The sequence below is a fragment of the Streptomyces sp. V4I2 genome, from assembly GCF_030817655.1.
In the GTDB taxonomy this organism is placed as follows: Bacteria; Actinomycetota; Actinomycetes; order Streptomycetales; family Streptomycetaceae; genus Streptomyces; species Streptomyces plumbiresistens.
The window spans coordinates 5,896,160-5,920,958 of sequence record NZ_JAUSZM010000003.1; the positions used below are offsets into that span (position 1 = coordinate 5,896,160).

Annotated in this window: 30 protein-coding genes; 20 read left to right on the forward strand and 10 right to left on the reverse strand. The window is 67.2% G+C overall.

Annotated features, from left to right (window positions below; genetic code table 11):
- Positions 1–333: 333 nt before the first annotated feature.
- Positions 334–1,110, reverse strand: coding sequence for an MBL fold metallo-hydrolase (locus QFZ76_RS27965; RefSeq protein ID WP_307676304.1), 777 nt, complete (start codon positions 1,108–1,110; stop codon positions 334–336).
- Positions 1,111–1,201: 91 nt separating this feature from the next.
- Here QFZ76_RS27965 and QFZ76_RS27970 point away from each other — a divergent pair, with 91 nt between their 5' ends.
- The gene (locus tag QFZ76_RS27970) at positions 1,202–1,801 is read left to right on the forward strand and encodes a CGNR zinc finger domain-containing protein (protein ID WP_307676305.1); all 600 of its coding nucleotides are present in this window, start codon (positions 1,202–1,204) and stop codon (positions 1,799–1,801) included.
- 34 nt (positions 1,802–1,835) lie between these two features.
- Here QFZ76_RS27970 and QFZ76_RS27975 read toward each other — a convergent pair whose 3' ends face one another.
- Positions 1,836–1,991, reverse strand: coding sequence for a hypothetical protein (locus QFZ76_RS27975; RefSeq protein WP_307676306.1), 156 nt, complete (start codon positions 1,989–1,991; stop codon positions 1,836–1,838).
- Between the two features lie 255 nt (positions 1,992–2,246).
- A complete protein-coding gene (locus QFZ76_RS27980; protein ID WP_266436114.1) occupies positions 2,247–2,600 on the reverse strand; it encodes a hypothetical protein in 354 nt (117 codons plus the stop codon).
- Positions 2,601–3,210: 610 nt separating this feature from the next.
- Between QFZ76_RS27980 and QFZ76_RS27985 the strand changes: the two genes are divergently transcribed.
- On the forward strand, positions 3,211–3,621 hold the full coding sequence (locus QFZ76_RS27985) for a DUF5994 family protein (RefSeq protein WP_307676307.1): 411 nt from the start codon (positions 3,211–3,213) through the stop codon (positions 3,619–3,621).
- Here QFZ76_RS27985 and QFZ76_RS27990 read toward each other — a convergent pair whose 3' ends face one another.
- The gene (locus tag QFZ76_RS27990) at positions 3,622–4,179 is read right to left on the reverse strand and encodes a DUF5994 family protein (protein WP_307676308.1); all 558 of its coding nucleotides are present in this window, start codon (positions 4,177–4,179) and stop codon (positions 3,622–3,624) included.
- Between the two features lie 580 nt (positions 4,180–4,759).
- Positions 4,760–5,092 carry a hypothetical protein gene (locus QFZ76_RS27995; protein WP_307676309.1) on the reverse strand — a complete coding sequence of 111 codons (333 nt, stop codon included), beginning with the start codon at positions 5,090–5,092 and terminating at the stop codon, positions 4,760–4,762.
- Between the two features lie 678 nt (positions 5,093–5,770).
- On the opposite strand from QFZ76_RS27995, the gene QFZ76_RS28000 reads away from it, so the two are divergent.
- Together QFZ76_RS28000 and QFZ76_RS28005 are read left to right on the forward strand one after the other, a co-directional pair.
- Positions 5,771–6,919: a hypothetical protein gene (locus tag QFZ76_RS28000; protein ID WP_307676310.1), complete on the forward strand. Its 1,149-nt coding sequence runs from the start codon at positions 5,771–5,773 to the stop codon at positions 6,917–6,919.
- Positions 6,920–6,957: 38 nt separating this feature from the next.
- On the forward strand, positions 6,958–7,092 hold the full coding sequence (locus QFZ76_RS28005) for a hypothetical protein (RefSeq protein ID WP_307676311.1): 135 nt from the start codon (positions 6,958–6,960) through the stop codon (positions 7,090–7,092).
- Positions 7,093–8,180: 1,088 nt separating this feature from the next.
- Here the strand turns inward: QFZ76_RS28005 and QFZ76_RS28010 are convergent.
- Entirely contained in the window at positions 8,181–8,636 is a 456-nt protein-coding gene (locus tag QFZ76_RS28010) for a hypothetical protein (protein ID WP_307676312.1), read from the reverse strand.
- A gap of 398 nt (positions 8,637–9,034) precedes the next feature.
- Positions 9,035–9,499, reverse strand: a complete 465-nt coding sequence (locus tag QFZ76_RS28015) for an NUDIX hydrolase (protein WP_307676313.1) — start codon at positions 9,497–9,499, stop codon at positions 9,035–9,037.
- 18 nt (positions 9,500–9,517) lie between these two features.
- Between QFZ76_RS28015 and QFZ76_RS28020 the strand changes: the two genes are divergently transcribed.
- The 13 genes from QFZ76_RS28020 to QFZ76_RS28080 all read left to right on the forward strand — a co-directional run bounded on the left by QFZ76_RS28020 (position 9,518) and on the right by QFZ76_RS28080 (position 18,807).
- The gene (locus tag QFZ76_RS28020; protein WP_307676314.1) at positions 9,518–10,297 is read left to right on the forward strand and encodes a GntR family transcriptional regulator; all 780 of its coding nucleotides are present in this window, start codon (positions 9,518–9,520) and stop codon (positions 10,295–10,297) included.
- Positions 10,298–10,436: 139 nt separating this feature from the next.
- Complete coding sequence (locus QFZ76_RS28025) at positions 10,437–10,790, forward strand: hypothetical protein (protein WP_307676315.1); 354 nt, start codon at positions 10,437–10,439, stop codon at positions 10,788–10,790.
- 2 nt (positions 10,791–10,792) lie between these two features.
- The gene (locus QFZ76_RS28030; RefSeq protein WP_307676316.1) at positions 10,793–12,148 is read left to right on the forward strand and encodes an FtsK/SpoIIIE domain-containing protein; all 1,356 of its coding nucleotides are present in this window, start codon (positions 10,793–10,795) and stop codon (positions 12,146–12,148) included.
- 80 nt (positions 12,149–12,228) lie between these two features.
- The gene (locus tag QFZ76_RS28035; RefSeq protein ID WP_307676317.1) at positions 12,229–12,897 is read left to right on the forward strand and encodes a DUF2637 domain-containing protein; all 669 of its coding nucleotides are present in this window, start codon (positions 12,229–12,231) and stop codon (positions 12,895–12,897) included.
- A gap of 23 nt (positions 12,898–12,920) precedes the next feature.
- Positions 12,921–13,103 carry a hypothetical protein gene (locus tag QFZ76_RS28040; protein ID WP_307676318.1) on the forward strand — a complete coding sequence of 61 codons (183 nt, stop codon included), beginning with the start codon at positions 12,921–12,923 and terminating at the stop codon, positions 13,101–13,103.
- Positions 13,104–13,108: 5 nt separating this feature from the next.
- Positions 13,109–13,300, forward strand: coding sequence for a mobile element transfer protein (locus QFZ76_RS28045; protein ID WP_143614700.1), 192 nt, complete (start codon positions 13,109–13,111; stop codon positions 13,298–13,300).
- Positions 13,301–13,311: 11 nt separating this feature from the next.
- On the forward strand, positions 13,312–13,467 hold the full coding sequence (locus QFZ76_RS28050; protein ID WP_307676319.1) for a hypothetical protein: 156 nt from the start codon (positions 13,312–13,314) through the stop codon (positions 13,465–13,467).
- 23 nt (positions 13,468–13,490) lie between these two features.
- Positions 13,491–13,796: a SpdD-like protein gene (locus QFZ76_RS28055; protein WP_307676320.1), complete on the forward strand. Its 306-nt coding sequence runs from the start codon at positions 13,491–13,493 to the stop codon at positions 13,794–13,796.
- Positions 13,797–13,884: 88 nt separating this feature from the next.
- Positions 13,885–14,073 carry a hypothetical protein gene (locus QFZ76_RS28060; RefSeq protein WP_307676321.1) on the forward strand — a complete coding sequence of 63 codons (189 nt, stop codon included), beginning with the start codon at positions 13,885–13,887 and terminating at the stop codon, positions 14,071–14,073.
- Positions 14,066–15,445 carry a replication initiator protein RepSA gene (gene repSA / locus QFZ76_RS28065; RefSeq protein WP_307676322.1) on the forward strand — a complete coding sequence of 460 codons (1,380 nt, stop codon included), beginning with the start codon at positions 14,066–14,068 and terminating at the stop codon, positions 15,443–15,445. The genes QFZ76_RS28060 and repSA overlap by 8 nt, the downstream gene beginning before the upstream one ends.
- On the forward strand, positions 15,442–15,630 hold the full coding sequence (locus tag QFZ76_RS28070; protein WP_307676323.1) for a helix-turn-helix domain-containing protein: 189 nt from the start codon (positions 15,442–15,444) through the stop codon (positions 15,628–15,630). The genes repSA and QFZ76_RS28070 overlap by 4 nt, the downstream gene beginning before the upstream one ends.
- Positions 15,630–16,796: a tyrosine recombinase XerC gene (gene xerC, locus QFZ76_RS28075; protein WP_307676324.1), complete on the forward strand. Its 1,167-nt coding sequence runs from the start codon at positions 15,630–15,632 to the stop codon at positions 16,794–16,796. Before QFZ76_RS28070 ends, xerC begins: the two co-directional genes overlap by 1 nt.
- 1,309 nt (positions 16,797–18,105) lie before the next feature.
- Positions 18,106–18,807 (forward strand): HNH endonuclease, encoded by a 702-nt coding sequence (locus QFZ76_RS28080; RefSeq protein WP_307676325.1) that lies wholly within the window; start codon positions 18,106–18,108, stop codon positions 18,805–18,807.
- A gap of 377 nt (positions 18,808–19,184) precedes the next feature.
- Here the strand turns inward: QFZ76_RS28080 and QFZ76_RS28085 are convergent, their stop codons facing one another.
- A complete protein-coding gene (locus tag QFZ76_RS28085; protein WP_307676326.1) occupies positions 19,185–20,219 on the reverse strand; it encodes a protein NO VEIN domain-containing protein in 1,035 nt (344 codons plus the stop codon).
- Positions 20,220–20,800: 581 nt separating this feature from the next.
- On the opposite strand from QFZ76_RS28085, the gene QFZ76_RS28090 reads away from it, so the two are divergent.
- Entirely contained in the window at positions 20,801–21,379 is a 579-nt protein-coding gene (locus tag QFZ76_RS28090) for a hypothetical protein (protein ID WP_307676327.1), read from the forward strand.
- A 194-nt stretch (positions 21,380–21,573) separates the two neighbouring features.
- Here the strand turns inward: QFZ76_RS28090 and QFZ76_RS28095 are convergent, their stop codons facing one another.
- Together QFZ76_RS28095 and QFZ76_RS28100 are read right to left on the reverse strand one after the other, a co-directional pair.
- Complete coding sequence (locus QFZ76_RS28095; RefSeq protein ID WP_307676328.1) at positions 21,574–21,927, reverse strand: hypothetical protein; 354 nt, start codon at positions 21,925–21,927, stop codon at positions 21,574–21,576.
- Positions 21,928–22,264: 337 nt separating this feature from the next.
- The gene (locus QFZ76_RS28100; protein WP_307676329.1) at positions 22,265–22,510 is read right to left on the reverse strand and encodes a hypothetical protein; all 246 of its coding nucleotides are present in this window, start codon (positions 22,508–22,510) and stop codon (positions 22,265–22,267) included.
- Positions 22,511–22,719: 209 nt separating this feature from the next.
- Between QFZ76_RS28100 and QFZ76_RS28105 the strand changes: the two genes are divergently transcribed.
- On the forward strand, positions 22,720–23,508 hold the full coding sequence (locus QFZ76_RS28105; protein ID WP_307676330.1) for a hypothetical protein: 789 nt from the start codon (positions 22,720–22,722) through the stop codon (positions 23,506–23,508).
- Between the two features lie 838 nt (positions 23,509–24,346).
- Positions 24,347–24,721, forward strand: coding sequence for a CU044_2847 family protein (locus QFZ76_RS28110; RefSeq protein ID WP_307676331.1), 375 nt, complete (start codon positions 24,347–24,349; stop codon positions 24,719–24,721).
- The last annotated feature ends 78 nt before the right edge of the window (positions 24,722–24,799 follow it).

A 24,799-nucleotide genomic window follows, 5' to 3' on the forward strand; every position in this document is an offset into this window, starting at 1 on the left:
GCAGCAACGGGACGTCGTCCGGACCGGCCACCAGCTCAGCGCTCGGAGAGACCACTCATGCCGCCGTATGTTCTCGGTCAACTTACGCCGGAATCACGACACGGCGCGCCGGTCTTCTTCCCTGAGCGTCAGAGCCCACCCAGAGCCGGTTGTTCCGACCGGACCGCGCTTCCACCGACCAAGGGCCAGGCCGCTTCACGATCCACGCCGTCACGGCACGGATCGACGCCGCCCGCATGGTTCGGCACCGGTCCCCACGAGGGGAGGGACCGGTGCCGGACGACGCGTGGTGCGGGTTGGGTTATGGGGTTCGCGTTGGGGCGTTTGGGTTGCTCAGCCGAGCTGTAGGCGGTCGGCCAGTCCGGCGGTCGTGAACGCCTTCACGACGTCGTCGCGGCCCTCGGTGAAGTGGGCCCAGCTGTCGCAGTGCACGGGCACCACCCGGCGCGCGCCGAGAATCCGGGCCGCTTCGGCGGCCCCGGCGCTGTCCAGGACGAGCGGTTCGCCGTCGAAGAGCACCGGGAAACGGGGAGCTCCGGCGAACAGGACGGCCGTGTCGACGGGCCCGAAGCGCTCGGCGATCCGCCGGACCGCGTCGAGCGAGGCGTTGTCGCCGCTGACGTAGACGGTGGGCAGGCCCTCGCCGGTCAGGACGAAGCCGACGACCTGTCCGGCGATCGGCACGACCTCCTCGTGCGTCCCGGGTCCGTGGATCGCGGGCACGCCGGTCACGGTGACCGTGCCGCCGCCCGGCCGGTCCAGCTCGACGGACTCCCAGTCCCGCAGCCCCCTGGCACCGTCGCCCAGGCGCTGTCCGCCGGCGGGTGTGGTGAGGGTGAGCGGGACGTCGGCGAGCAGGGCACGGCCGGAGCGGTCGAGGTTGTCGGCGTGCTCGTCGTGCGAGAGCAGCACCACGTCGACACGGCCGAGCTCGCCGGGGGCGGCGGCCGAGGGCGCGGTCTTGGTCAGCGTCGGGCGGCCGGGGTTCGGGTAGTCGCCGGGCGCGTCGAAAGTGGGGTCGGTGAGGAAGCGCAGGCCGCCGTACTCGAAGAGGGCGGTCGGGCCGCCGAGGACGCGGACGGGGAGCTGGGCGTCGGCAGGGGTCGTCATGAAGGCACACACCTCACGGATGGGAGCGACTCTATCCGTGAGAGACAGTAGTCGTGTCTCACGGATGGCGGCAATCCGTACCATGAGATCCATGAAGGAGACCGTGACCGCCGAGCCCGCACCGCCGCCCGCACCGGGCGCGGAGCGGTACCTCGCCCTGGACTTCGCCAACACCGCCATCGCCCTGCCCGGCGGCCAGTTCCTCGACCTCCTCGGCACCCCCGCCACCGCCAACCAGTGGCTGACCGAACGCGGACTCGCCCCGGTGGACGCCGGCATGCGGGAGATGTGCGCGGCACAGCTGCGGTCACTGCGCGAGAACGTCAGGGCGCTGCTCGCGTCCCGGGTCGCCGGGCTCCCCGCCCTGGCCCCGGCCCTCTCCGCCGTCAACGACGCGCTGACCAGGGTGCCCACGGCCGCCCTGCTGCACTGGGACGAGAAGAACGGCCCCTACCGCGCCGCCCCGCACCCCACCACGCAGATCGTCGACCACGCCCTGGCCACCCTCGCCGCCAACACGGCGGACCTGCTCACCGGCCCCGACGCCGAACGCCTCACCGCCTGCGGCTCCCCGCCCTGCACCCGCTACCTCCTCAGGCACGGCCGCCGCCACTGGTGCTCCACCCGCTGCGGCGACCGCGCCCGCGCGGCCCGCGCGTACGCTCGGCGTACGGGGCGCGAAACGGACTAGACGGCGGACGGGGGGCGGGGTCTCTGCGTCTGCCTCAGTACCCCGCCAGCATCCGGCTCGTGGCGGTCCACCAGGCCGGCAGCGCGGCCGGGGACCCCGCGAAGGGCACCGTGCCCGACAACGCCGGGGCACGCGACCAGACCCGCGTGCCCCGCCACTCCTCCGGCACCGGTTCGGCGTGCGTGTCCATCGCCACGATCGCGGCCCGTACCGGCCGGCCCGCTCCTCGACGGCGTACAGACCGTCGCCGTGCCCGGCCACTCCCACGGCGACGACGGTCCGCCCCGCGCCCGGACCCGCCCCGGCGAGACAGGCGCGTATGGCCTGGTGAGCCGTCCGTCACAGGTCGGAACAGCACGGCCTTGGTCACGGTGTGCCCGGAGCCCGATCGCTCGACGCGGCAGGCCGCCGCGCCCGGATCACCACCGCACCCGCCCGGACGGTCCTAGAGGCGCAGCAGCCGCTGGGTGAGCTCCCGGTACTGCCGCAGCGCCAGCCGGAGCTCGGTCGACTCCCCCTCCGCCTCCGGGTCCCGGTCCTGCCAGTTCTCGCGAAGGACCCGCCGCAGTTCGGCGAGGGAGTTCACGAGCTGGGCGGTGGCTTCGTCGAACGCGCCCTCGGCCTGCTCCAGTGCCTCACGCGGGGTGTCGGCGAAGGCGTTGACGGCATGCCCGAGACGCGTGGCGATCTGCTCCCGCTCGTCCGCCGGGACCAGCGGCTCCGGCCCCGTGGCGCGGCGTCCGGCGACGCCCCGGGGCTGGTCCGCGGGCTGCTGGGCGCGTGTCTGGTCGTACATCATGTGTGCCGCTTTCCTGTGTGTGGTGCCGGGTGTTCCGGAGCGGCATGGCTCTGCGCCGTGCCGCCAGTCAACGTCCGGCGTCGGCCCGTGTCAACGCGGTTCCCTGCGCCGGAGGCTGTTATTACTCGGTGCGGGAGTACGGTGAACAAGGCGAGGACTCTTCGTACGAGCCCACCGCCCGTTTCTCCACCGCACAGCACCCTTCTTACAGGGGCAGCCCGTGACCCCGGCCGCGCCATCCGCATCCAGGCCGAGGAGCTCCGTATGGCGCCCCGTTCTCCCTCTCCCTCGCTCACGACGATGATCCCGTCGTCCTACGACGGAACGTCCCCCCCCGTCACGGTGACAGCGGCGATCGTCGTACTCCACCACACGCCGACCGCACGAGCGTCCGCCACGGCGTGGACGGCGGTCGGCCGGATCCGTCAGCCGCGGCCATACGCCTCCTCGAACGCCTCGACCGGATGCACGACGTGCGCCGAACGACCCCGGACCGGATCGCCGCCGGTCGCGCCTGACCCGGCCCTCCCACATCTCACGGCAGTCCTCCCACGTCAGCGCGGCAGTCTTCCAACTTCAGCACGTCAGTCGAACGTCACCAGGAGCCTCCATGACCACCGCACTGCAGTCCCCGATCCCCTCCCACCCCGTACTCCGCCTGCGCCTGGCACCCCACGGCGTCCTGCCCCGGCCCATCGACGGGGCGTGGTGGCCCCGCTCCTATGACCTGCTCGCCGAACTCCCGCGGCTCCTCGCCGGGTTGCCGCGGGCGTGGGGCCACATCACCAGCGTCACGGTCAACGGGGCGAAGTGGTCGGCGGCGCCCGGCCGGATGCTCGTCTCCAACCAGGTCGTGGGGCTGCACAGGACCGTGACGGCGTCCGCCCCGCACACCGTGGTCCTCCTCGCGCCGGGGCGGGGGCGCTGGGATCTGCTGGTCATACCTCCGGATGCGACCGCGGCGGCGGCCGAAGCGCTGATGGCAGCGGCAGCAAGGGCAGGGGTGGGCCACCAGGTCTGATCACATCATCATGATCAGCCGAGGCGGTCGACCGGTGGTCTCATACGCCCCATACGCCCCGTATGCCTCGTATGCCTCGTCCCTCGGGCAGGTCTCGTCGGCAGGTTCCGCCGCCATGAGCGCGCTCGCGGTCATGGCCGGGTCGGCGGTCCCGCTCGCGGCGGCCATCAGCCGGGCGGCCGCGAGGGCGCCGGTCTCCGGGGGGATCACCAGGAGGTCCCAGCGGCCAGCGGTGTAGGACAGCAACAGGATCTTGTGCGGATCCAGCTCCGAGGTGAACCAACCGACCTTCACCACATGGCCGTTGACGAAGACCTTGGGCGGGATGATCGGCCAGTACCTGGGGTTGACGGCGATCCGCGTGATCCGTCCCCAGAGCGGATCCAGAACGTCCGCCAGAGTGGAGAGTTCGCTCGTCAGGTCACGTGAACGAGGCCACCAGGCGCCGTCCAGCTCGGCGGGCACTCCGGAAGGGCTCACGGCTTTGAGCGCGAGGCGCGCGGTCGGCTCCCTGAAGGGCACGGACCGCAGCGGGGGACGGGGGGTGGTCGCGGACATCGCGCGAACCTGTCTCCGGGCCCTTGCGGGTGGGCAGTTGCCCGGCGCCGTTGCTCACCGGGAACGACACCGGCATCGGGGCCGGTGCGCGAAATGCTCCCGATGGGTTCACGCTACTCCCCGAACAGGCGGAAGGAACCGCTCCAGGACGCTCAGCCGCCCTGCTCCCCGCGCGGTGTCGTACGGGCGCGCGCGTACGACCGGAACGCGGCGAAGGCCTCGTCGACGGAGGTGCCTCAGCGCTCCGCCGGCACACCCTTGGCCTGTTCAGAACAGGGCGCGGCTGGTACTGGAGTTCCTCGAACCGCGCGCTCAACTCGGGATGACACCACACCGGCCCTGCCGTCCGCCGGTCACCGATGAGCAGCGACAGCGCGACGCCCTCGGCCCGCGGCGACCGCGCACACGCCTGCCCCGAATCACCGTCCCGGCCGCAGCGACCGCAGTATGGCCATGCGCCCGGAACACGCGCCCTGCACGGAAAAACGCTACCCCTTCTTCGGAAGGTTTGATTCCGATTCGCTGGGCGGGCGTCCGACATCCGAAAGCGTCACACGGGCCCGTTCGTCGACAAACCGCGTCACCAGGTGCTGGGCAGCACCGAATATGACGGCCCAGGCGATGATTTGCGCACGAAGAAGGTCGCAATCCGCAATATCCCACTGAGGCTGCGCACTCGACTGTATTCAGCATCCAGCGCGTCGTAAGCCGTATCCAGGGCATCCATCAAGAGGACGCGGTCTCCTGGCTGAACTCCTCGTTCCCCTATGTGCTCCGCGACCTCCTTGACCTTCACTCGAAGTGGGTCGTCCTTGTCGAGATGTTGTTCGGTCTTCCTCAGGACCTCGATACTTCGGCCCATCAGATCTACGTCCGAGCACAGCGAGAGCAGCATGACATCGGCTGCACGCACATTGGCCCACGTACGTTCAAGAGCAGCCGCTCCAGAGAAGAGACGGCGCCGGTGACAGGTACCACGGGCCGCCTCTTCCAGATGCTGCCCGATCCCGTCCAGTGTCTTCTCACGCCGGCATTCATCGGCGGAGTCCCTCCCCGCTCGACATGCCTCAATGCTCGCTTGTTGCCTCAGAAAGAGAATCCGAGCGCCGGCGCGCTCACGCCAGGCAGTTCTGTGCTCTCTGAACAGCTCCCTGCCCTGCTCACGGAGACGTTCCGCCCGCCCCCGCCCCCGCTGCCCCGCCCCATCACCGTCATCGTCATCGTGATGCGACCGACCCGGCGTCGGCAGACGCGGAAGCATGTGCGAAGCAACCCACAAGAGAATAAGAAGGACCGCTTTTCCTCTGGGCCTTCTCGCGTCTTCTCCGACGTTGAAATCTTTCCCAGTGGTCATCCCGCCCACATCCCGCTCTCCAGCGAAGACACCGGCCCTTCTCAACGTAGAGCGGATCACCGGGAGCGGCACGCCGGAAAACTTGAACGCTGCACCAGCGTTGCCGCCACGCAACGCCCACCGGCGGGGGCGGGGTGGGGCGCTCTCGCCGTCAACGCAGGTCGCACCGGCCAAGTCGGCTGAACGGACGTGGTCATTCCGTCGCGCGGGGCGCATCTTCCTGCCAGGCTCGGACACGTGACGTACGTAGTGACCGTGGACACCAGCATCCCGGAGGACACTCCGGAGATGGACCCGCTTCAGCGCGCCGGCGCCGTGGCACTCATCGAGGACGGATTCGACTCCGTCAGGGCCGTCGAGGGCCCCGACGGAGTGCAAGTAGATCTGCTCGACACCATCGTGTCCGTCCATCCCGGCGGCGCCCTGCTGAAGGTCATCGTGGACGCCCCGGCACTGGAATTCGCCGAGGACTCGGTGCAGGCACTCGTGGACGAACTACTGGAACGTTCCGAGCTGTTGGCCGACTGGACGATCGAGCGGTGCGAGGTCGAGCTGCACGAGGACCTGGCCAAGAAGAGCCTCGACGCGGCGGAAGGCCCCCACGCCCCGCCCGCGGACCCGGCCGCCCGCAAGGCCCGCCACACCGAGAGCCCAACAACCGAAGCCGGCACTGGCCAGACCTACGACACCGAACCGACCAAAGCCGCCACCGTGCGAAACCAGATGCTGGACTTGGCGGACGAACTGCGCTCGTTCCCCCTGACCATGTTCGGCGCACCCAAGGACGACGAAGCCGAGCGGGAAGCCGACAACGACGAATCCACCGTCCCACCGGCAAGCGCCAGACTCGCCGCAGGCGCCCTGGTCTACGCGACCGACATCCTGGTGGACGAACTCTTCGAAGACGTTCAGGTCCTGACACAGGAAGAAGCAAGCGTCGCGGAATGCGAGGGCCCCTTGTGGCACCTGGAACGCCTCCCCGACCGCTACGCGCTCCAGTACGACGCCCACTTCGCCCGCCGCTTCCTGGTAACCGTGATCGCCCTGACCACCCGCTTCACCGACGGAAGCTTCCAACGCCTCAGCTGCGTCGCCGAAGAACTCGCCCTCAGATTCCTCCTGAGCCAGGCAACCACGACCCTGGAACTCCACGAACTCCTGGACGACGACGTCTCGACCGCCCTCGACGCCTTCACCGACAACGTCTACGACGACATGGACCACGAGTGGCTCTACGACGACTCGACAGACGAAACCGACGAACCCCCCACAGGCGCCGCCCTCGGAGTCGCACCCACGCCCTTCAGCTCATGGTTCACCCCATTCCACGACGGCAGATACATCCACCCATCAGCAGCGGACGAACCCGAGGCGGCGGCACAGTGACGCCCTCCGCTCAATAGGATCAATAGGAGCCGTGGGGCATGGAGGGCGCGAAACGCCTCGCCGATCCGGGATGCAGTGCGGCGAGTGAGGTCCGGGTTGCTCAGCTCGGCGGCGTGCTCCTCAAGGGCGGCGTTCAGCTCGGCAAACTTCGTCTGCGCGGCCAGGAGGAGTGAGGCGTCATCGGTGCTGCCGCTGACGTAGATCTGTCGCTGTCTCCGCCGACTCTCCCCCGTGTTGATCTGGTTGCCGCTGCCGGTGATGTGCATCCCGCCGCCGCTCCCGTCGTGTCGCATGGTCATCCCTTCGTGATCGTCGAGGAAGGCGCTGACGGTGCTGAACATCCGAGACTGGAGGGTCGAGATGTGACCGCTCCGTCTGCTGGCCGATCCCACTACAGCCGCAGCTGTCCGCAAGCTGAACGATGCTGTTTGGCATCTGGAGTGGATGGCGAGGGGGCGGCTCACGGGGGACGCGTCCAATTGGGATCAGGCGTATCGCGAGTACAGGATGGCCAGGCAAACCTTCTACGACAAAGCGCGGGCAAACTTCCAGGTTCCGGGCGGGTCATCGCTGAGCGCACTAGTAGTTGGCCGCCAGCTTGGCGAGCGCGTGCCTGAGCGGGTGTGCCCTCCGGCCGTCGGGTGACAGCTCGGATAGCGAGGGTGCTTTCGTTTGGCCCCCCGTTTGGCCCCCGAGCATGTCAGAGGCCCATTCGCGATCATGCGAATGGGCCTCTGACCAGCGTCGGGGTGGCGGGATTTGAACCCACGACCTCTTCGTCCCGAAGCAACTTGGGCGGGCTGCTGACCTTGGGTAGTTGCTCATCTGACTTGCTGTGATGCTCCGTAGGTGTCCGTGCGTGTCCGCCACTGTCCGTGGGCGTTGTCACGCAGTTAGACACTCGGTGCTGCTCTCGGCTCTTAACGATGCCGCAGTGTCTGGTCCGGTCTCAGGCCGCAGTGGGACCAGCTCCAAAACTTTCAGTGTTTAGGCTTCAGATCTTTCACGTATTGGGGAATTCCGCACACTCGGTCAGCTTCTGGATCCCCGGAAGTAGAGATTCGTGAGGCGATCTCTGGGTGTTTGTCGACAATATCACCAACCTCCCTGTAAATGGTGACGCAGTTGATGGTCTTACTTGGCTCGTCATTAGAGCTGGATGCCCCCCAAGCCATACCACCAGCACCTATCACAAAGCCGATAACCGGGACCGCTACGTACTGGATGTACCAGCGTCGCGTTGCCCGCCTCCCCATCCCCGTCACCTCCACAGCGGGAATCGGTGGTAAGCGTTAGCGACCTCCAACGCTTCGCGATATGCTCCAGCTCTGCTGAGCGCGTGCTGGATTTCGAACAGGTCCTCTTCAGGTGAGGACTCAGAACCATGGTGGGCTTCACTGACCATCGAATCCTGGCGCAGGTAGGCGGCGACTTTCAGGCCGGAGTCGACGAGTTCATAAATGTAACGACGGCGCCGGTTGAGACCGGCTGCAAGGATCGCAGCACTGCAAAGAATCACGGCACCGCTGATCGCAAAAATTGTCAGTGATTTCGCCGTGTAGGCATCGCTAATTACGACCGCGGTCACGGCTGCGATTAGCGACAGAAGAAGGGCGACAGCCGGGCCAGCGAAGGCAATCAGAGGAGGGGGTGGATCACTTTCGAGGTGCATAGCTCGTTCGTGCGTAATACGCATTAGATGCTCACGCCGTTCCATGCGTCAACGGTAAACGGTGCACCTTCCGCCAGCATCCACCGAGTGCCGTTCGAGTGATACTCCGAGGGGCGTGCGCGGTCGGCGGAGCGGCTTTGGGCTGGAGCTGCTTTGGGGCGAGTGATCATGGCCCCGTAAGCTTCCGGCGAGTCGGGCAGTCTGTGGACCTGCCCGTTAAAGCACGACGTTGGGGCCATGATCTTAGAGGCTCGCCCCAAAGTGGCTGCCTAAAGCCGTGGAGCCGACCGCCCCAGCCACAGAGGGTGTCTCCCACTTCATGCCCGCAGCTCGCCAGCGCGCCGCCGGGCGCGGCCAGCCGGGGCGCAGACAGGAGGCAGGCCGCGCCGCAGAGGCGGCGCGCGCCCGCGCCGTGCGCGGGCCTTGATGAAGTAGGGAAAGTTCTATCCCGCTGGGATGAGGCGCTTGCCGTCGTGGCTCCGCACGTGAGGGCCGTTGCCGTCCAGGGCGTCCAGGAGCCTGATCGCGTAGACCTCGGACATGCGCTCCGCGACTTCCTCGGGCGTGAGCCAGGAAACCGCGGTCGACTCGCTCGACGTGCGCTCCATGCCGCCGGACGGCTTGCAGCGGAAGACCAGGGCGACGATGCCGCGGGTCGTGTTCTTGTAGACCCCGGTCAGCTCGTCTACCTCGACGTGGATGCCTGTTTCCTCCAGGACCTCGCGGGCTACGCCGGTCTCGGGGGCCTCGCTGAGTTCGAGTACTCCGCCGGGAAGTTCCCAAGTGCCGTTGTCGGCGCGGCGGATCGCCAGGAGGCGGCCATCTTCGCGCACCACTACTCCAGCCACAGATACGGAGTGCAGCGGTGTCGACGTTGCTTCCTGTGATGTACTCATGTACAGGAGCATAGGAGGAAGAGAAGGACTATGGAAACAGCGGTAGGAGGGCAGAGGTCCGTACCTCGGTACGTGCAGATCGCCGACGAGATCGTTCAGCAGATCCGGGCAGGCATCCTCAAGCCTGGTGACATGGTGCCCAGCGAGTCGGACCTCGTCGAGCGCTACGGCGTATCCGGTGGGACGATCCGCAAGGCCATGGTCGAAGTACGCGCGAGCGGACTCGTCGAGACACGTCACGGCAAGGGCTCGATCGTCAAGGATCGGCCGCCGGTACGGCATCGCTCCTCCGATCGCTTCCGGCGCTCGCTCCGGCAGGGCGGCAAAGCCGCGTACCTCGCCGAGTCCGCGCAGTCCGGCGCCACCGCCAAGGTGAGCGTCCTCTACATCGGCCCGATGGAAGCCCCCGAGGATGCGGCCCGGCGGCTGGGCGTTTCCGCCGGCACTCAGGTCCTCGCCCGGCGGCGGCTCTACTTCCGCAACGGCACGCCTGTCGAGACTGCGACCTCGTATCTGCCGTGGGACGTCGTGAAGGACATCCCCGAGCTGTTCGCCGAGAACCCTGGCGGCGGTGGCATCTACGCCCGACTCGAAGACAACGGGCATGAGTTCGCCGAGTTCGTCGAGACGCTGCAGGCGCGCCCGGCCTCCAAGGCGGAGGCGTCGGAGCTGGCGCTGAGCCCTGGAGCCCCGGTGGTCCACCTGATCCGGGATGCCAGGACGACCGAGGGGCGCGTGGTCGAGGTCTGCGACACCCTCATGGCCGCTGACCAGTTCGTTTTCGAGTACCGGATCCCCGCCGCCGACTGACGCGCACTCAACTCCCCGCAGCCCGTCGTGAGTTCCTCTTCGCGGCGGGTTGACTCATGTACAGGAGTCAGGCACTCTTCTTCATGTCACTCATATACATGAGTGACGGAGTCCAGCCTCTATAGAGGAGTGATCTGCTGTGCGTCAGATTCCCGTCGACACCGCCAACGCCACCGTGATGGTCGCCAAGGCTCCGCAGCCGAAGGTCAAGGACCGTCGTACCGGTGAGATCGCCACCGACAAGGACGGCGTCACGCTGATGACCGTGGAGGTCATGTTCTCCACGCCGGACGAGGTGGAGATCCTCAAGCTCACCGTCCCGCAGCCCGGAGTCTCCGAGGACCTGACCATGGGTACCCCGGTCGCGCTGACGGGCCTGGTCGCCTCGGCGTGGGAGAACGAGTTCAACGGGCAGAAGCGCCACGGCATCGCCTTCCGCGCGGTCGCCGTGACCTCGCTGGCCGCCGGTGCCTCGAAGCCCAAGGCGGCCTGACCATGACCTGGTTCACGGTCGCGCTGGTGCTGGTCGTCGCTGCCGCAGTGATCCTGCGGTGGCGGCGCCCCGCCTGGTACTGGCTGACCTTCGGCGTCACCCTCGCCGCCCTGCGAGTTGCCTTCCGGTACGCCTCCGTCATGGACGCCTGCGGCCTGACCGTTCCGCCCTCCCGCTGGCGCCTCGCCCTCGCCCGGATGACCAACCGCCCGGTCCCTGAATCCCGCCCGCCCCGCATCCTGCGCATCCGCCTGACCCGGACCGGCCTGGTCCTGCGGCTCAAGCTCCGCCCCGGACAAGACGCCTTCGACGTCTCGGCCGCAACCGACCGGCTGCGCCACTCCTTCGGGATGTACGGAGTGACCTCCCGCGAACTGCGTTCCGGCGTCGTCGAGTTGAGGATGACTGGCTACGACGTCCTCAAGCGGGTGCAGATGCCCACCAAGACCGACCGCGCACCGATGCGCATCCCGGTGGCGTTGCGCGAAGACGGCGCGATCCACTACCGCGACTACCGCACCGTCCCGCACGGGCTCACCCTCGGCGCCACCGAGTCGGGCAAGTCCGTCTATCAGCGCAATCTGGTCGCCGGACTCGCCGCGCAGGATGTCGCCCTGGTCGGCATTGACTGCAAGCAGGGCGTCGAACTCTTCCCGCTCGCCCGCCGCTTCTCCGCCCTCGCCGACAACCCGGACACCGCCCTCGACCTCCTTGAAGCACTCGTCTCCCATATGGAGGACGTCTACCAACTCATCCGCGCCCAGCAGCGCATCAGCGTGAGCGTCCCGGACGCCGAGATCGCCGCTGACATCTGGGACCTGCCTGCCGATCTGCGCCCCGTCCCGGTCGTCGTGCTGGTCGACGAGGTCGCCGAACTCGCCCTGTTCGCCACCAAGGACGAGGAGAAGCGCCGGGACCGGATCGTCACTGCCCTGGTGCGCCTCGCCCAGCTCGGCCGCGCTGCGGGGATCTACCTGGAGATCTGCGGGCAGCGCTTCGGTTCCGAGCTCGGCAAGGGCATCACCATGCTCCGCGCCCAGCTCACCGGCCGCACCGCCCACCGCGTCAACGACGAATCCTCGGCGAACATGGCCTTCGGCGACATCGCCCCGGACGCCGTCCTCGCCGCGATCCAGATCCCCACCGAGACCCCCGGAATCGCCGTCACGGGCGACTCGTCCGGCGGCTGGGCCCGTATCCGCGCCCCGCACACCTCGCTGCGCGAGGCCGTGAACATCTGTAACCGGCACGCCGAGCGCACCCCGGACCTGCCCGCACTCGCCGCGTTCCGGCCCGCCGTCGCTCCGCTGCCCTCGGCTCGCGTGCCGCTGTCCAAGACCGCGCCCGTCACGGCCTGACGACTCCCGCTCCACCGGTCGGCGCGACCGCTTCGCGCCGGGTCCCTACCCGCCCCTTGCCCAAAACAGGAGGTGACTCCATGACCCGCTCGATCCGCCCGGACGCCGTCCTCGTGCAAGCCGTCATCGCCGGAGCGCTGTCCTTCGCCCACCTGCACGACCTCGCCTCCGCTGCCGGACAGACCGGCTGGAAAGCCTGGGCCTACCCCATCTCGGTAGACCTGCTCCTGGTCGCCGCCTGGCGACGGCTCCGCTCGGATGGCCCGTCCCGGCTGGCCTGGTGCTGGTTCCTGATCGCCCTGGTCGCCTCACTCGGCGCCAACGTCGCCACCGCCGGACTCCTCGACCTGAACGAGGTACCGGCCTGGCTGCGCATCCTCGTGGCGGCCTGGCCCGCGCTGGCCTTCATGGGCGGCACCCTCCTCGCCCACTCGCCCACGGCCCAAGACCGGGTGCCGGATCCGCCGGCACCCGCAGCCCCCGAAACCGCACCGCAGATCCCGGAACCTGCCACCACCGCCCCGGCCCCGGAACCGGAGCCCACCGAGATCCCCGCGGCTGAAGAAACTCCGGCCCTGCCCGTCGCCGACTCGGCGCCATCGGTCCCGGCCGCGCTGGTCGATCACGCCCGCAAGGTCGCCGACGACCACCAGGCCCGAACGGGCTCGCCGATCGACACCGACACCCTGCGCGCCCGCCTCGGCGTCCCGCCTCAGCTCGCGGACGCCATCGCCGCCCAACTCGCCTGACCACAACCGGAAGGAAGCCCCGGATGACTAGCAACCCGGCCGACCTGACGAGCGCCGACTACCTCGACGGCGCACGCGAGATGCACGCCGCCGGACGCCCGTACCTGGCCTACCTCCTCGCCGAGGAAGCCGCACAGCGAACCACCGACCCGGCCACCGCCCGCAGCATCCGCGCCCAGTTCCCCGCCCCCACCCGGAAGGACTGACCCACATGCCCGCCCGCGACCACTTCCACTCCGTCATGCGGATCGGCCCCGTACAGATCGGCACCCACCGCGACCGCCACGGCCGCACCAAGCACGCCGCCGTGTGCACCAACGACCGCTGCGGCTGGTCCGCCGACTACTCCAGCCAGAGCGCCGCCCAGCTCGCCGCCCGCACCCACCGCTGCACCGCCCGATAGGAGCCCGCCCCGTGGACGTCCCGCTCTGGCTCGCCCTGATCGTCGTCGGCTACCTCGGCTGCAAGCTCATCCGCCCGCCGCTCTGGCTGGTCCTGGTGCTGCTCCTCGGCGGCTACCTCCTCGCCGACAGCCTCCTCGCCCCCGTGATCAACACCGCCGTCAAGTAACCACCGTTGAGAGGAGATCCACCATGCTCCACCCCAAGATCCCGACCATGCCCCAGCCGACCGGCCTCGTCACCCCGCCCGCCGTTGTCGAGCCGACCACCGTCACCCCGGCGGCCTCCGCGCCCGTGGCTCCGGCTCCGGCGCGGCCCACCGTCCAGCTCACCCCCGGCGCCGTCATCGCCCTCGTCGGTGGTGGAACGGCCGTGGTCCTGGTCGTCGGCGCCGTCCTGGTCTCGATGCTCCTCGCCGTCGCCATCACAGGCGCGTCCGTCGCCATCTGCGCTCTGGTCATCCGCTCGCTCATCAACAGCGAGGCAAAGCGCCACTAACCGGCCCCCGGGCGGCCTTAACCGCCAAGTCTGCGCCGCCCGGGAGCCGTGCCCCACTCCGATCTCTCAACCGGAAGGAACCCCCAGCATGACCGACCGCACCCGCCCGTCGTCTCGCGTCTGCCCGAACTGCGACGGCTTCGCCTCCGCCTCCATCACCCTCGGCGGCCGCGACCGGCACGGCCACCTGCGCACCGTCACCGCCCACTGCCCGGCCTGCAACGGCACCGGTTCCGCTCGCCGTACCGCTCGCACTCAGGAGGGCGCCCGTGCCTGACACGCTGCTCGACCCGACCACCCTCGGCGATCTGCTGAGGGTGGCTTCGGCCGACGACTTCGACCGCTGGCAAGAGCAGGTCCGCCGCACTGGTGGCTGCGCCGACCCCATCCACCTCACCGGCTGGACGCTCACCAAGGACAAGACCACCGGCGAGACGCTGCACCACTACTCCACCGAGACCGAGCCCGGCGGACGCCTCCGCGTCGCCTGCGGCAACCGCCGCGCCTCCCGCTGCCCCTCCTGCGCCTTTACCTACGCCGGAGACACCTACCACCTCATCCGCGCTGGGCTCGCCGGAGACGATCGCCGCGACATCCCCGCCACCGTCCGCGACCACCCCCGCGTCTTCGCCACCCTCACCGCCCCCTCCTTTGGCCCAGTCCACAACCGCCCTGACCGAGGCACCTGCCGCTGCGGCGCCCAGCACACACCCGATGATCCGGCGCTCGGCACGGCACTCGACCCGGCGACGTACGACTACGCCGCCGCCGTCCTCTTCAACAACCATGCGGGCAACCTGTGGATGAGGTTCACGACTCGCCTCCGCCGTGAGATCGCCGCCCGCGCCGGACTCACCCGCCGCGAACTGACCGATCACGCCCGCATCTCGTACGGCAAGGTCGCCGAGTTCCAAAAGCGCGGTGCTCTGCACTTCCACGCCGTGATCCGGATCGACGGTCCCGAGGGACCCGAGACTGCTCCTCCGTCCTGGGCCACGGTCGACCTCCTCGCCGACGCGATCCGCGCCGCTGCTGCGCACTCGTACACCTCGGTCTCGGTGCCGGCCGTTTCAGACCAGCCCGCCCGGACCTTCCGTTGGGGCACCCAGCTCGATGTCCGCCCCGTCAAAGCGTTCGGCGACGGGTCCGACATCACCGAGCAGGCCGTGGCCTCCTACGTCGCCAAGTACGCCACCAAAGCCGCCGAGAACACCGGCACCCTCGACCGGCGCATCGGCGAACTCTCCGAACTCGACCGCCACCAGGTCCCCGACCACACCCGCCGCCTGATCGAAGCGTGCAAGATCCTCGATCCGCTCTACCCGGACCGGCGCCTCTGGGCCTGGGCTCACATGCTCGGCTTCCGCGGCCACTTCTCCTCCAAGTCCCGCCGCTACTCGACCACCCTCGGCGAACTCCGCCAGGCCCGCGCCGACTTCCGCGCCGCACAGGAACGCGAAGCCCTCGGCCTGGACGACATCGAGTCGGACACCGTCCTCGTCCTCGCCGACTGGCAGTACGCCGGACACGGTCACACCCCCGGCGAATCCGCCCTCGCCGCCACCATCGCCCGGGACCTACAGCTCAACCGCGAAACCGCCCGCGAAGCCCTACGCGATCAACTCGCCCTGGAAGGAGCCGCAGCATGACCACTGCCACCCCTGAACTGCTGACCGTGTCCGACGTCATGGCGCGGCTCAAGGTCGGCCGCTCCAAGGTCTACGACCTGATCCGCTCGCACCGGCTCGCCTCCATCAAAATCGACGGTGCTCGCCGCATACCTGCCGACGCCGTACGCGACTTCATCCAGAACCAGCTGGCGGAGGCGGCCTGATGGCCATGCGTCGGAGCCGTGGTGACGGCGGGCTGCACTGGGACGAGAAGAGACAGCGTTGGATTGCCACGGCGAACCTCGGCTTCGATCCGAGCGGCAAGCGCATCGTCCGGCGGGGGAGTGGCAAAACCAAAACGGAGGCGAAGAACAAGCTCAAGGAGGTGTTGCGGGACTACGAGGACGGTCTCGCCATCGCCCCCACGAACTACACCGTCGCCGACGCTGTGAACGACTGGCTTGCGTACGGCCTGGCGGGCCGTGATCAGCGCACGGTCGAGAACTGCACCTACCTGAGCCAGAAGCACGTCATCCCGTCACTCGGCGCCCGGAAGCTGCGGGACCTGAGCGCGGAGGACGTCGACCGCTGGCTGGCGGCCAAGGCCAAGATCCTCAGCACTCGCACGCTTCAGGCTGTCCACTCCTGCCTGAACCGCTCGGTCAAGCGAGCCATGGCCCGGGACAAGGTCAAGCGCAACGTCGTCGAGCTTTGCTCCGTCCCCGAGGGGCAGACAGGGCGCCCGTCCAAGGCGCTCACCTTCGCTCAGGCCGAGGCGGTTCTGAAGGCGGCCGAGGGGACCTCGATGCACGCGTACATCGTCGTGGCCCTGCTGACCGGCGCACGCACGGAGGAACTGCGCGCGCTCACCTGGGACCACGTGTTCCTGAAGGGCAAGCCAGACGCAGACCCGCCACAGCCTCCGCACATCGCGGTGTGGCGCTCGGTCCGGCGCGGCGGGGACACCAAGACCCGGAAGTCTCGGCGCACGCTCGCTCTGCCGGCACGTTGCGTCGAGGTCCTCTGGCAGCAGTTCGAAGATCAGGGCTGGGAGCGGCTTGCTGCTGGCGATAGCTGGGAGGAACACGGGCTGGTCTTCTCGTCGGCCGTGGGCAAGCCGCTCGACGCCACCAACGTCCGGCGTGCCTTCCGCCAGGCGCTCAAGGATGCCGAAGGGATCAACGCCGACGAGTGGACTCCTCGGGAGCTCCGGCACAGCTTCGTGTCTCTGCTCTCCGACCGAGGCGTCCCGCTGGAGGAGATCTCCCGTCTCGTCGGCCACTCCGGTACCGCCGTGACCGAGGAGGTATACCGCAAGCAGATCCGCCCCGTGATCCAGACCGGCGCCGTGGTCATGGACGGCATCTTCAAGCGCCATCTGGAGCGTTAGTCACGCACATAGACACGCACCACAAGCCAGAGGGTGACTACTGACGTCAGTAGTCACCCTCTGGCCTGGTGTTTCCCTGTCGGGGTGGCGGGATTTGAACCCACGACCTCTTCGTCCCGAATAAGGTCAGGGCAAGATCCGCACCTGACCTCGTGGGTATTTGAGCAGGTCAGGCCGTTGGTATGGCTTGGTCTCACCGAGGGCTTGGGAGGCACTGGGAGAAGATCTTCTCCCAGATTTCTCCCAAGCCCGTAGGGAGTGGGTCAGGGGCGAGAGTCGGGATCGGCAGATTTGCAGGGCGTGGGCACTACAGCGCCTGACCATGCCTTACTTCTGGACCACCGCCCGGTACCCCCCAACTGCCCCGTGGGAAGCAGTCGCTGTAGCACTTGAGGCCTCCCCCGTCTGAAGCAAGAGCACTGCGACCATCAGGGGGCGCCGCGCTGCACGTCGCTGACACGTCCCCTCCCGCTGGCTCGACCATCGGCAGCAGACGCGATTCGCCAGTATTCGCCACCCCTCACGAGGCCCTGACCAGCAAGTTATAAATGATCACCGCTGAAACTGCATCGCGCCATGCCTGACGCCATGGGGTTCGCAACGGCTTCCGCCACCTTTTTTGATCATGAGAGAGTGACGGACTCTTGATGCCCGGGGTGCTTTGCGGTTTCCTCGTCCTGGAGCCGAGAAGCTCCAGCTTTGCGCAGAGAGTCTGGCTCCGGGCGGCATCCCGGAGCCAGGCTCACCTGCGGGGCGTCAGGCGAGTCCGACCGGATTGGAAGCGGCCGGGCTCGCTTGTCGCCCAACCAACCGTCCGGACTGCCCCTGGCGCATCACGTAAAGCGCTCCACGCACCCCGCGATGGCAGTGATCGCCGTGAGGATCAGCGCTGCCAGCTGAATCCAGTCCGGCAACTGGCCCCGCCTGCGACAGCGCCTTCGCCGTGTCGATCGCTCCATCAGACCCGATCTCCCATCTCTCAGCGTTCCCAACGGAGTTGGGCGCCCGCTCGGTGCGGCGGACGTGCATGGAGAGAGATGCTTCGGGCCCATCGCAACTTAACGGGTGCTCCAGTAGCGCAGCCCCTGGTTCAAGGGTGGCGAATGTTGGCGAACAGACGCGTCTACCGCCGAACCTTTGACGCCCCGGACGCAGAGCAGGCAGCCAACCCGCGCACCTTCTCAAAGCTGGATGCTGCGCCGAACGACGCCGGACAATGCGCCAGCGCTTGACTCCGGGTGTGCCGAATGCGAGGATCTTTACGTCCGGCGCCCTGCAAGGGGGCACCGGCAGGGGAGGAATGAATAAATTGACCACCGCTGTACGCAGGACGTCCCTGGTGAAGGTCGCCGAGTTCGTGGCTTCCAAGGGGGTGGGCGGCAAGTTCAGCAAGCTGGAGCTGTTCGAGGCAGTCCCGGACGTCTCACAGGCCGACCGCCGTATGCGGGACCTCCGGCCGATGGGCTGGAAGATCGACAACTACAAGGTCAACCCGAACCTCAAGCCGGACGAGTACCTGGTCCGCGAGATGGGAACGCGGGTCGACCTCGGCGAAACGCCGCCGAAGACCATCCGCAAGAACATCACTGGACCCAAGCGCCGGCGCATCCTGGAGCGCGACGGTCACATGTGCCAGGTCTGCGGAATCCGCGCCGGGCAGGAGTTCCCGGACGCCCCCGGCCGGACCGCCGTCATGACCATCGGCCACATCGTCCCGGTCAACCGCGGCGGCCAGAACGTCGATGACAACCTCCGCGCCGAGTGCCAGCGCTGCGGCGACGAGTCCCGCGACATCACCGTGGACCCGCCCACGGGCCAGCAGGTCCTTACCCACGCCACCCGCGGAAGCCTGAAGGACAAGCGCACCCTCTACGGCTGGATGCAGGCCGGACGGCGTACCCCCTCTGACATCGAGAAGGTGTTTCAGGAGTGGTCCCGGCTGCCCGGAGCCGAACGCGTGCAGGTCATGACCGCACTGGCCGAGCAGGTCATCAAGGAACTCGAAAGCTAATAGCCGCCCCGCCTGGCAGGCAGTTGAGCAGTACGGCCGCCTGCCAGGCGGTGCCGCAAGGTGCAGTCACTCCGGCCCGCGGGAGCTTGCCCCGAGAAGCAGGCGGTCTTGTCAGTCCCCTGCGGCACACTGGCCATATGCGTGCACCCAGAGCCCAATGTCCTATATGCGGCCGCTCAGTGGCCCTCATGCCGACACGACGGCCGGGCTACGGGACCATTCATGATCACAAGAAAGACCGCCGCTCACTCATTCTGTGCGCAGGCAGCATGCAGCACATGGCCCTGTCCGAGGCGCTTGTCTGGCAAGATGCCCTGCCCGGGACCAGCGAGGAACACGAACCGGCACCCACACTCTTCTGACGGCACACAAGACGGCTACTGCTGCGGACGCTCTGCCTGTCTGCCCCCCGGCAGGGGATAGCGGTAGGCGGTAGCCACAAGCTCCTCACGTCTCGGCGTCCAGTCCGCCCACGCGCGCCAACGCCCGCCATGGCAGCGGAGGTTGTCGTCGAGATCGATCTGATCTATCACTATGAGGTTGGTGCTGACACCTTCGGCGTGACGGACCTCGCCTTCGGTGAGGTCAATTGCTTCGCGACTGGTGGTACTGCCCTTGACCTCTATGTGCGTCTCCGTTCCGCCTCTTCGGACGGTGATGTCCCATGGCGAGCGATCACCCACGTCCTCGACCTCGTAGCCCAGCGATCGATAGTGATCGAGCACCAGATCCATCGCGTACCGTTCCACGGCCCGTCGCCGCCGGGCGTCTTGCTGGCGGCCGTACCCGGTGGATCCCGCCGACTTGGGCCGGGAAGCGGATGGACGGTCAGGTACTTCCGGTTCGTGGGGTTCAGAGATCGCGGTCTGGCGCAGTTCCAGAAGCTCAGGAAGGTGTTCCACCAAGGCCCGGGGAAGTTTGGTGAGGTAGCCCTGTGCTGCCCGAAGAGGCCGAGTCTCAGACAGGGCGAAGGGGAAGTAGACCGGGCCGTCGACTGACTCTGCGAGGTGGTCCCGCAGGGACCGGATGTGCGATTCGATCTCACGCAGACGTGCCTGTGTGACCGGCTGCTTCAACAGCCGGTACCCGCCGAGCGGTGCCTGCCAGGCTGCCTCTGGTCCTGACGCATTCCGTTGCCGGCCGTAGGTGCCCCGGCTCTGCCAGGTGATGGTGGATGCGAAAGGCTCGCCGAGTACGTGAGAGTAGCCAACGACGCCCGGCCCGTGGTTCTTGTCCCAGTGCAGGACGAGGTCGCCTGGCCGCACCTCACGGACGAGGGCGTACGACCAGTACTCCACGCCCTGGTCGTTGACCTGCGGTGCAAGCAGATTGGTGCCGATGTCGTCGCGGTTTGTGATCTCCAGCCAGTAGCGTTCGCTCGGATCTCGTCTCCACCACCGGTTTACAGGCATGCCCCCACCCTGGTTAACGACTCGGCTCGTTGCCGATCATGCCAGGCACAACCACTGCCGCGAAGCCGAACACAGCCGCGCATGCATCTGAACGCACCACCCAACCACCGCAGATGGGGCGGAGTGGGAAGCCGGCGGATTTACAGCGGGCTCCCGCTAATACGACCTGCGAAGTTCCGTGTGCCGACCTCTGCCGGGGGACACCTGGGGGAGGAAGTCGCGTGCTGGCCAGCCGCCTCACAGTCCGGTTCGGTGGATGTAGGAGATGACGGTCAAGGTCTCCTCCTCGATGGTCCACGGCGAGCTGCAGTGGAGGACTCCACCGGTCGCGGTCACAGGCTCAAGGGGGGTTTTCAAGACCGGCGCCCTGCTGGTGACCGCAACACTCTAACCCGCGCTGAAGGGCGAGCTCGTGACCCGAGCTAGCCAGCTGGCCAGCACATGGCTCATAACCCTGGGACCAAATGGCCTTCGCGGCACCCTGGATCTCCATACAGTTGCATTGACAAGATCAAAGTCTGATGCACATCTGGCGCCCGCCACGACGTACACGTCGTGGCGACCGACCGAAAGGGATCTACATGGACGCTGCACTGGCCGGCTTAGTTGGGGGTCTAGCTGGCGCCATACTCGGCACCGGCGGAACTCTGACTGCCACTCTGCTGACCACCCGGGCGCAGGCCCACGCACAATATGCCCAGTTCAGCCGTGATGGTCGCCGAAGCGCGTACAGCGCCTTCCTCGGTGCTGGCACCGCCTTCCGGACCGAGGCCAAGAAGTGGGAGGAGCTGGCCTTCTCCACGCCGCCCGACGAGCCCGCCATCGCCGCCGCCCTGGCCGCCGCAGAGGGACTGCGGCCGGACGTCGTCCGCGCTGCTCAGGTTGTTGCCGTGGAAGGACCCGAGTCCGTCACAGAAAGCGCGTTTCGATTCGTCGATCAGACGCTGGAGTTCATCAACGCCGCTGGGTCGTCAGTGAGAGAGCGGGCCCTGAACTGGCCAGCTGGACAGCAGCAAACTGAAATGCTGTCCGCCCACGTGACAGCGGTCCACATGACCGGTCGGCTCTACGAATTCGCTGGAGCGGCCCGCGAGTCGCTACACGGGCCCGTCCGCCCTAACCAGACACAACGTCGTGCCAGCCTCCCCATTATCAACTGACACAACCTGCCGAGTGGCCGCGCAGAACCGCGCGATCACCGCGTCAGGAAAGGTGCCGGGGTGTCGCGCCGACCTTGGGCTTCGATGACATGGAGTGACTGATGCGCGCCGTGTTAGAGCTCTCAGCTTGGGAAGCTGCGATCATTTGGCCGGGGCTTCGTACGCTGACCTGGGCGAAGGCCTGAGACGAGATGTCATCGCCCTTGGTCGCTTTCACCGTGATTCCCCGCTGTTCCCTGCTCTATCTGGTGCGCTCGTGGTGCGGCAGTCGGGGTCTCGTCGGGGCCTGGTAACTCGGCGGTTTCGCCGTACATGCTGACGCGGAGGCGCTCCTTGGCCGCGTCGAGTCGCTCGGAGTAGTCAGGCATGAAGATGTCGCTCAGCGTCGTGTCCAACGTCCCCGAGATCGCGTAGATCGGCGACCAGACGGCTCGGTCGCGCACGATCCCCTCAAGGTCGTCGGACTGGAACATCACTTGATAGAGCCAGTCCGACAGTACGAACGCTTGATCGTGCGTGAGCTTGATGTTGATCGCTTCATCCTCCACGAGGGACAACCTAGTTCCCCCTGGTCGGTGGTGTCTGGGCCCAGCCACAGCCGAAGACCAACACGCTTTCCAACTGTCCGCGTGGCCGTACGGGGGTGTCCGTGGCGTTCACGCGGCAGGTCAGATGGGGTGCGCGTACGGTCGTGAACGGTGGCGGCCTTCAGTGCACTGGACAAAGACCAAGACAACGATCGACCTAGAGCCGAGGTCTCAGCTCAGGCACGAGGGGGCGACGCCGAGGCGCTTTGCCCCTGCCCACACAGCCTCCCCCTCCTCACCTGAGGCTACGGTCGGTAGGGCCCTGCCTGGACTGGCAGGGCCCTTGTGTACGAAGGTGCTACTCACCGTCCGACGCGATAGTGCTGCTGTCCTCTCCCTTCCCACGGTTGTCCGCGATGTAGAGGAGCAGCTGGGTCAGTGCGACTGCAGTGGCCGCGACGGCCGCGCCGCCGAGTATCCGGTCCTGAGGAAGCCACGCGCCGAGCCCGAAGGCGGCCAGGGCGACGAGGACCGAGACCAGTCCCCGCTGCCTGGCCTTGAGCACCCCGAGTAAGGCACTCTGGAAGCGCCGGAAAGTGCGCATGCCGCTCGCTTTCAGGTCAGGACGCCGCCAGGCCACGACGGCTTAGGTGTGCAGCCAGGGGCCTTCGTGTCCGGCGGTGTCCGGTGGTGTCCGACGTACTCCGTTGTACTGCATCGCTGAACTCCCAGGTCGCCAATGGCCTGTTGGGGGATAAGTTGGTGACAAGAGCGGGATAAGTCGTTGACGGCATCCAAGGTGGGGGTAGCGCGGTGAAGCGCCGCATAGGGAAACCGCAGGCTCCAAAGGGTCCGCAGTATGTGTTCTTCGAACTGATGCAGCGACATGTCCTGAATCAGGGGGACAAATCACTTGCAACCCTGAGCAAGGAGTCCGGGTGGTCGCGCCAGACGTGGCACAAGGCCCTGCGCGGCCCGGAACTGCCAAACCGCGACCTGGTCAAGGCGTTGGTGGAGCACCTGTTCCCGGAACAGGGCGGCGCAGACATCCGCCGCAGGATGGTGGAGGAGTCGCTGGTCGCATGGACGGCCGCCGTGGCCGAACGGACCTTTGGAATGCGCACCGATCAGTCGGAGTCGCCGCTGGACACCCCCGCCGCCAGGTTGCCTGTCGCGGAGGGCGCAAAGCCAGTGGTTACGGCCAGTGGGGCTGAGGGGCAGGTCCGGCCATCTGACGCTCCCGCTGTTCCACCGGAGCTTGAAGCGTCCCTGTTTCGATGGAACCCCCGTAAGAAACGCTGGAACCTGCCGGAGGAGGTGCGGTTCTTTGAGCTACTCCGCGACTACTACGTGAGTGCGGGGCAGCCTCCTGTCCGATGGATAGCAGAGCGCATGCCGAAGGAGGCTCCGGTGACGCGCAGCACCCTCAGCGAGTGGCTCAACGGCACGGGGCTACCGTCCTACAGCGAAAGGCTGCAGAAAGCGCTGGAAGTCATGCGTCAGTACCGTCCGGTTACTGATCGCGAGGTTGAGCTGGCCGCCGCTCAGCAGGACCGGATCGGAGAGGCTCTCACCCACGCTTGGCATGCTCGCCCGCACTGAGCAGGATCCGGAAGACGTCCGGCGGAGATTATTGGATGTCCGGCGTGCCGGCAGATTGCCGACAGGCGCTGACCAGGGCTCTTGCAGGTCAAGAAGCGTTTGTCCGGAGCCTTGGAGGCTATGTCCGGTGTGCCGGCAGCGGTGAGAACTGAGCCCGCGTGCTCGCTTTGCAGTTTGTCCGCGCTGGTCAGGGCTCGACCCGGACATGTTCGATCCTTTGCGCACAGCGTGATCACCGGAGTGTTGTGAACGGCTTTCAAGAGCGTCGCGCGTGCCTTGCAAACTTGCGGTTTGACCTGCGAAAACATTGAATGACCCACCCGCCCCTAGGCTGCTGGCCCACATATGGCCCACTACCTCTGGAGTTCCTCAACTCACCTTTGGGGGTGAGCACCTGCGCCGGCGTCCACGGCACCTTCGCTGAGCAGGGGGAGGGCTGTCATCGACTGTTGTCGGCTGTCGTCGTTGGCCGCCCTCGGACGGCCCAGGGGCGGCCCAGCCCGCCGGGGGAGTGAGTGGGGCCGTCCGAGGGCGTGCGGCGCATCTGGTCTGTAGACGGTGCCCTGAGCGCGAATATCGACTACAGCAGCCGAGCTTTGGCAGAAGACTCCTTCGTCCGGCAGCAACTTGGATGACGCCCAACCTTGGTCCGGTTTGCTTCGGCATTCCACGGGCCTTCCGGTGAGCTGGCTGGTTGGGCCGTGGGAGTTGCCTCGGCCTTCGCGGTTGTTGGTCAAGAGCAGCGGTATTGGCGCAGGCTACGCATTCAAGCCAAAGGAACGATAACCAGCCAAAACTCCAGAATGGATTGATCCAACTCCTGCGCCGAAGAGTGCAGATGCGCGATCATCAGGCAGCAATGGTTCGACCACAGAGGGTGGACATGTACAAAGCGGTGGGAATCGATGGCAGTGAGTCGGTATTCCTGGTGGAAGTGACTCCACTTGCTGTCGACAACGTCGATCAGTCGAAGATCCTCCGGGGGCGCGGGACCCCAGAGCAGGCGTTGACCAACCTTCGCCAAGTAGGCGACGCCATAGTCCAGACCTGCGAAGACGTGTCAGCGGCGATTCGCGAGCGCTTCGCAGAAGCTGCTCCGGACGAGTTGGAGGTGAAGTTCGGGGTATCTCTGAGTGGTGAAGGTGGCGTTCCTCTGGTGGGCAAGGTGAAAGCCGACTCTACTTTCGAAGTGAGGGCGCGCTGGACTCGCTGATCAGCGACGTAACCGTGGTTCATGTACGCACTGCGAGTGAACCCTATGTACCAGTTGACGCATGTGGCCTGGTCAGGC

Coding starts and splice junctions, on each gene's coding strand:
- QFZ76_RS28085 (WP_307676326.1), bottom strand. CDS start 20,219: ATGCCTGTAAACCGGTGGTGGAGACGAGATCCGAGCGAACGCTACTGG.
- QFZ76_RS28015 (WP_307676313.1), bottom strand. CDS start 9,499: ATGCTCCTGTACATGAGTACATCACAGGAAGCAACGTCGACACCGCTG.
- QFZ76_RS27970 (WP_307676305.1), top strand. CDS start 1,202: ATGAAGGAGACCGTGACCGCCGAGCCCGCACCGCCGCCCGCACCGGGC.
- QFZ76_RS27990 (WP_307676308.1), bottom strand. CDS start 4,179: ATGTCCGCGACCACCCCCCGTCCCCCGCTGCGGTCCGTGCCCTTCAGG.
- QFZ76_RS28090 (WP_307676327.1), top strand. CDS start 20,801: ATGGACGCTGCACTGGCCGGCTTAGTTGGGGGTCTAGCTGGCGCCATA.
- QFZ76_RS28045 (WP_143614700.1), top strand. CDS start 13,109: ATGCCCGCCCGCGACCACTTCCACTCCGTCATGCGGATCGGCCCCGTA.
- QFZ76_RS28070 (WP_307676323.1), top strand. CDS start 15,442: ATGACCACTGCCACCCCTGAACTGCTGACCGTGTCCGACGTCATGGCG.
- QFZ76_RS28100 (WP_307676329.1), bottom strand. CDS start 22,510: ATGCGCACTTTCCGGCGCTTCCAGAGTGCCTTACTCGGGGTGCTCAAG.
- QFZ76_RS28020 (WP_307676314.1), top strand. CDS start 9,518: ATGGAAACAGCGGTAGGAGGGCAGAGGTCCGTACCTCGGTACGTGCAG.
- QFZ76_RS28005 (WP_307676311.1), top strand. CDS start 6,958: ATGGAGGGCGCGAAACGCCTCGCCGATCCGGGATGCAGTGCGGCGAGT.
- QFZ76_RS28010 (WP_307676312.1), bottom strand. CDS start 8,636: ATGGAACGGCGTGAGCATCTAATGCGTATTACGCACGAACGAGCTATG.
- QFZ76_RS27980 (WP_266436114.1), bottom strand. CDS start 2,600: ATGATGTACGACCAGACACGCGCCCAGCAGCCCGCGGACCAGCCCCGG.
- QFZ76_RS27975 (WP_307676306.1), bottom strand. CDS start 1,991: ATGGACACGCACGCCGAACCGGTGCCGGAGGAGTGGCGGGGCACGCGG.
- QFZ76_RS28110 (WP_307676331.1), top strand. CDS start 24,347: ATGCGCGATCATCAGGCAGCAATGGTTCGACCACAGAGGGTGGACATG.
- QFZ76_RS27965 (WP_307676304.1), bottom strand. CDS start 1,110: ATGACGACCCCTGCCGACGCCCAGCTCCCCGTCCGCGTCCTCGGCGGC.
- QFZ76_RS28055 (WP_307676320.1), top strand. CDS start 13,491: ATGCTCCACCCCAAGATCCCGACCATGCCCCAGCCGACCGGCCTCGTC.
- QFZ76_RS28040 (WP_307676318.1), top strand. CDS start 12,921: ATGACTAGCAACCCGGCCGACCTGACGAGCGCCGACTACCTCGACGGC.
- QFZ76_RS27985 (WP_307676307.1), top strand. CDS start 3,211: ATGACCACCGCACTGCAGTCCCCGATCCCCTCCCACCCCGTACTCCGC.
- QFZ76_RS28035 (WP_307676317.1), top strand. CDS start 12,229: ATGACCCGCTCGATCCGCCCGGACGCCGTCCTCGTGCAAGCCGTCATC.
- xerC (WP_307676324.1), top strand. CDS start 15,630: ATGGCCATGCGTCGGAGCCGTGGTGACGGCGGGCTGCACTGGGACGAG.
- QFZ76_RS28030 (WP_307676316.1), top strand. CDS start 10,793: ATGACCTGGTTCACGGTCGCGCTGGTGCTGGTCGTCGCTGCCGCAGTG.
- QFZ76_RS28060 (WP_307676321.1), top strand. CDS start 13,885: ATGACCGACCGCACCCGCCCGTCGTCTCGCGTCTGCCCGAACTGCGAC.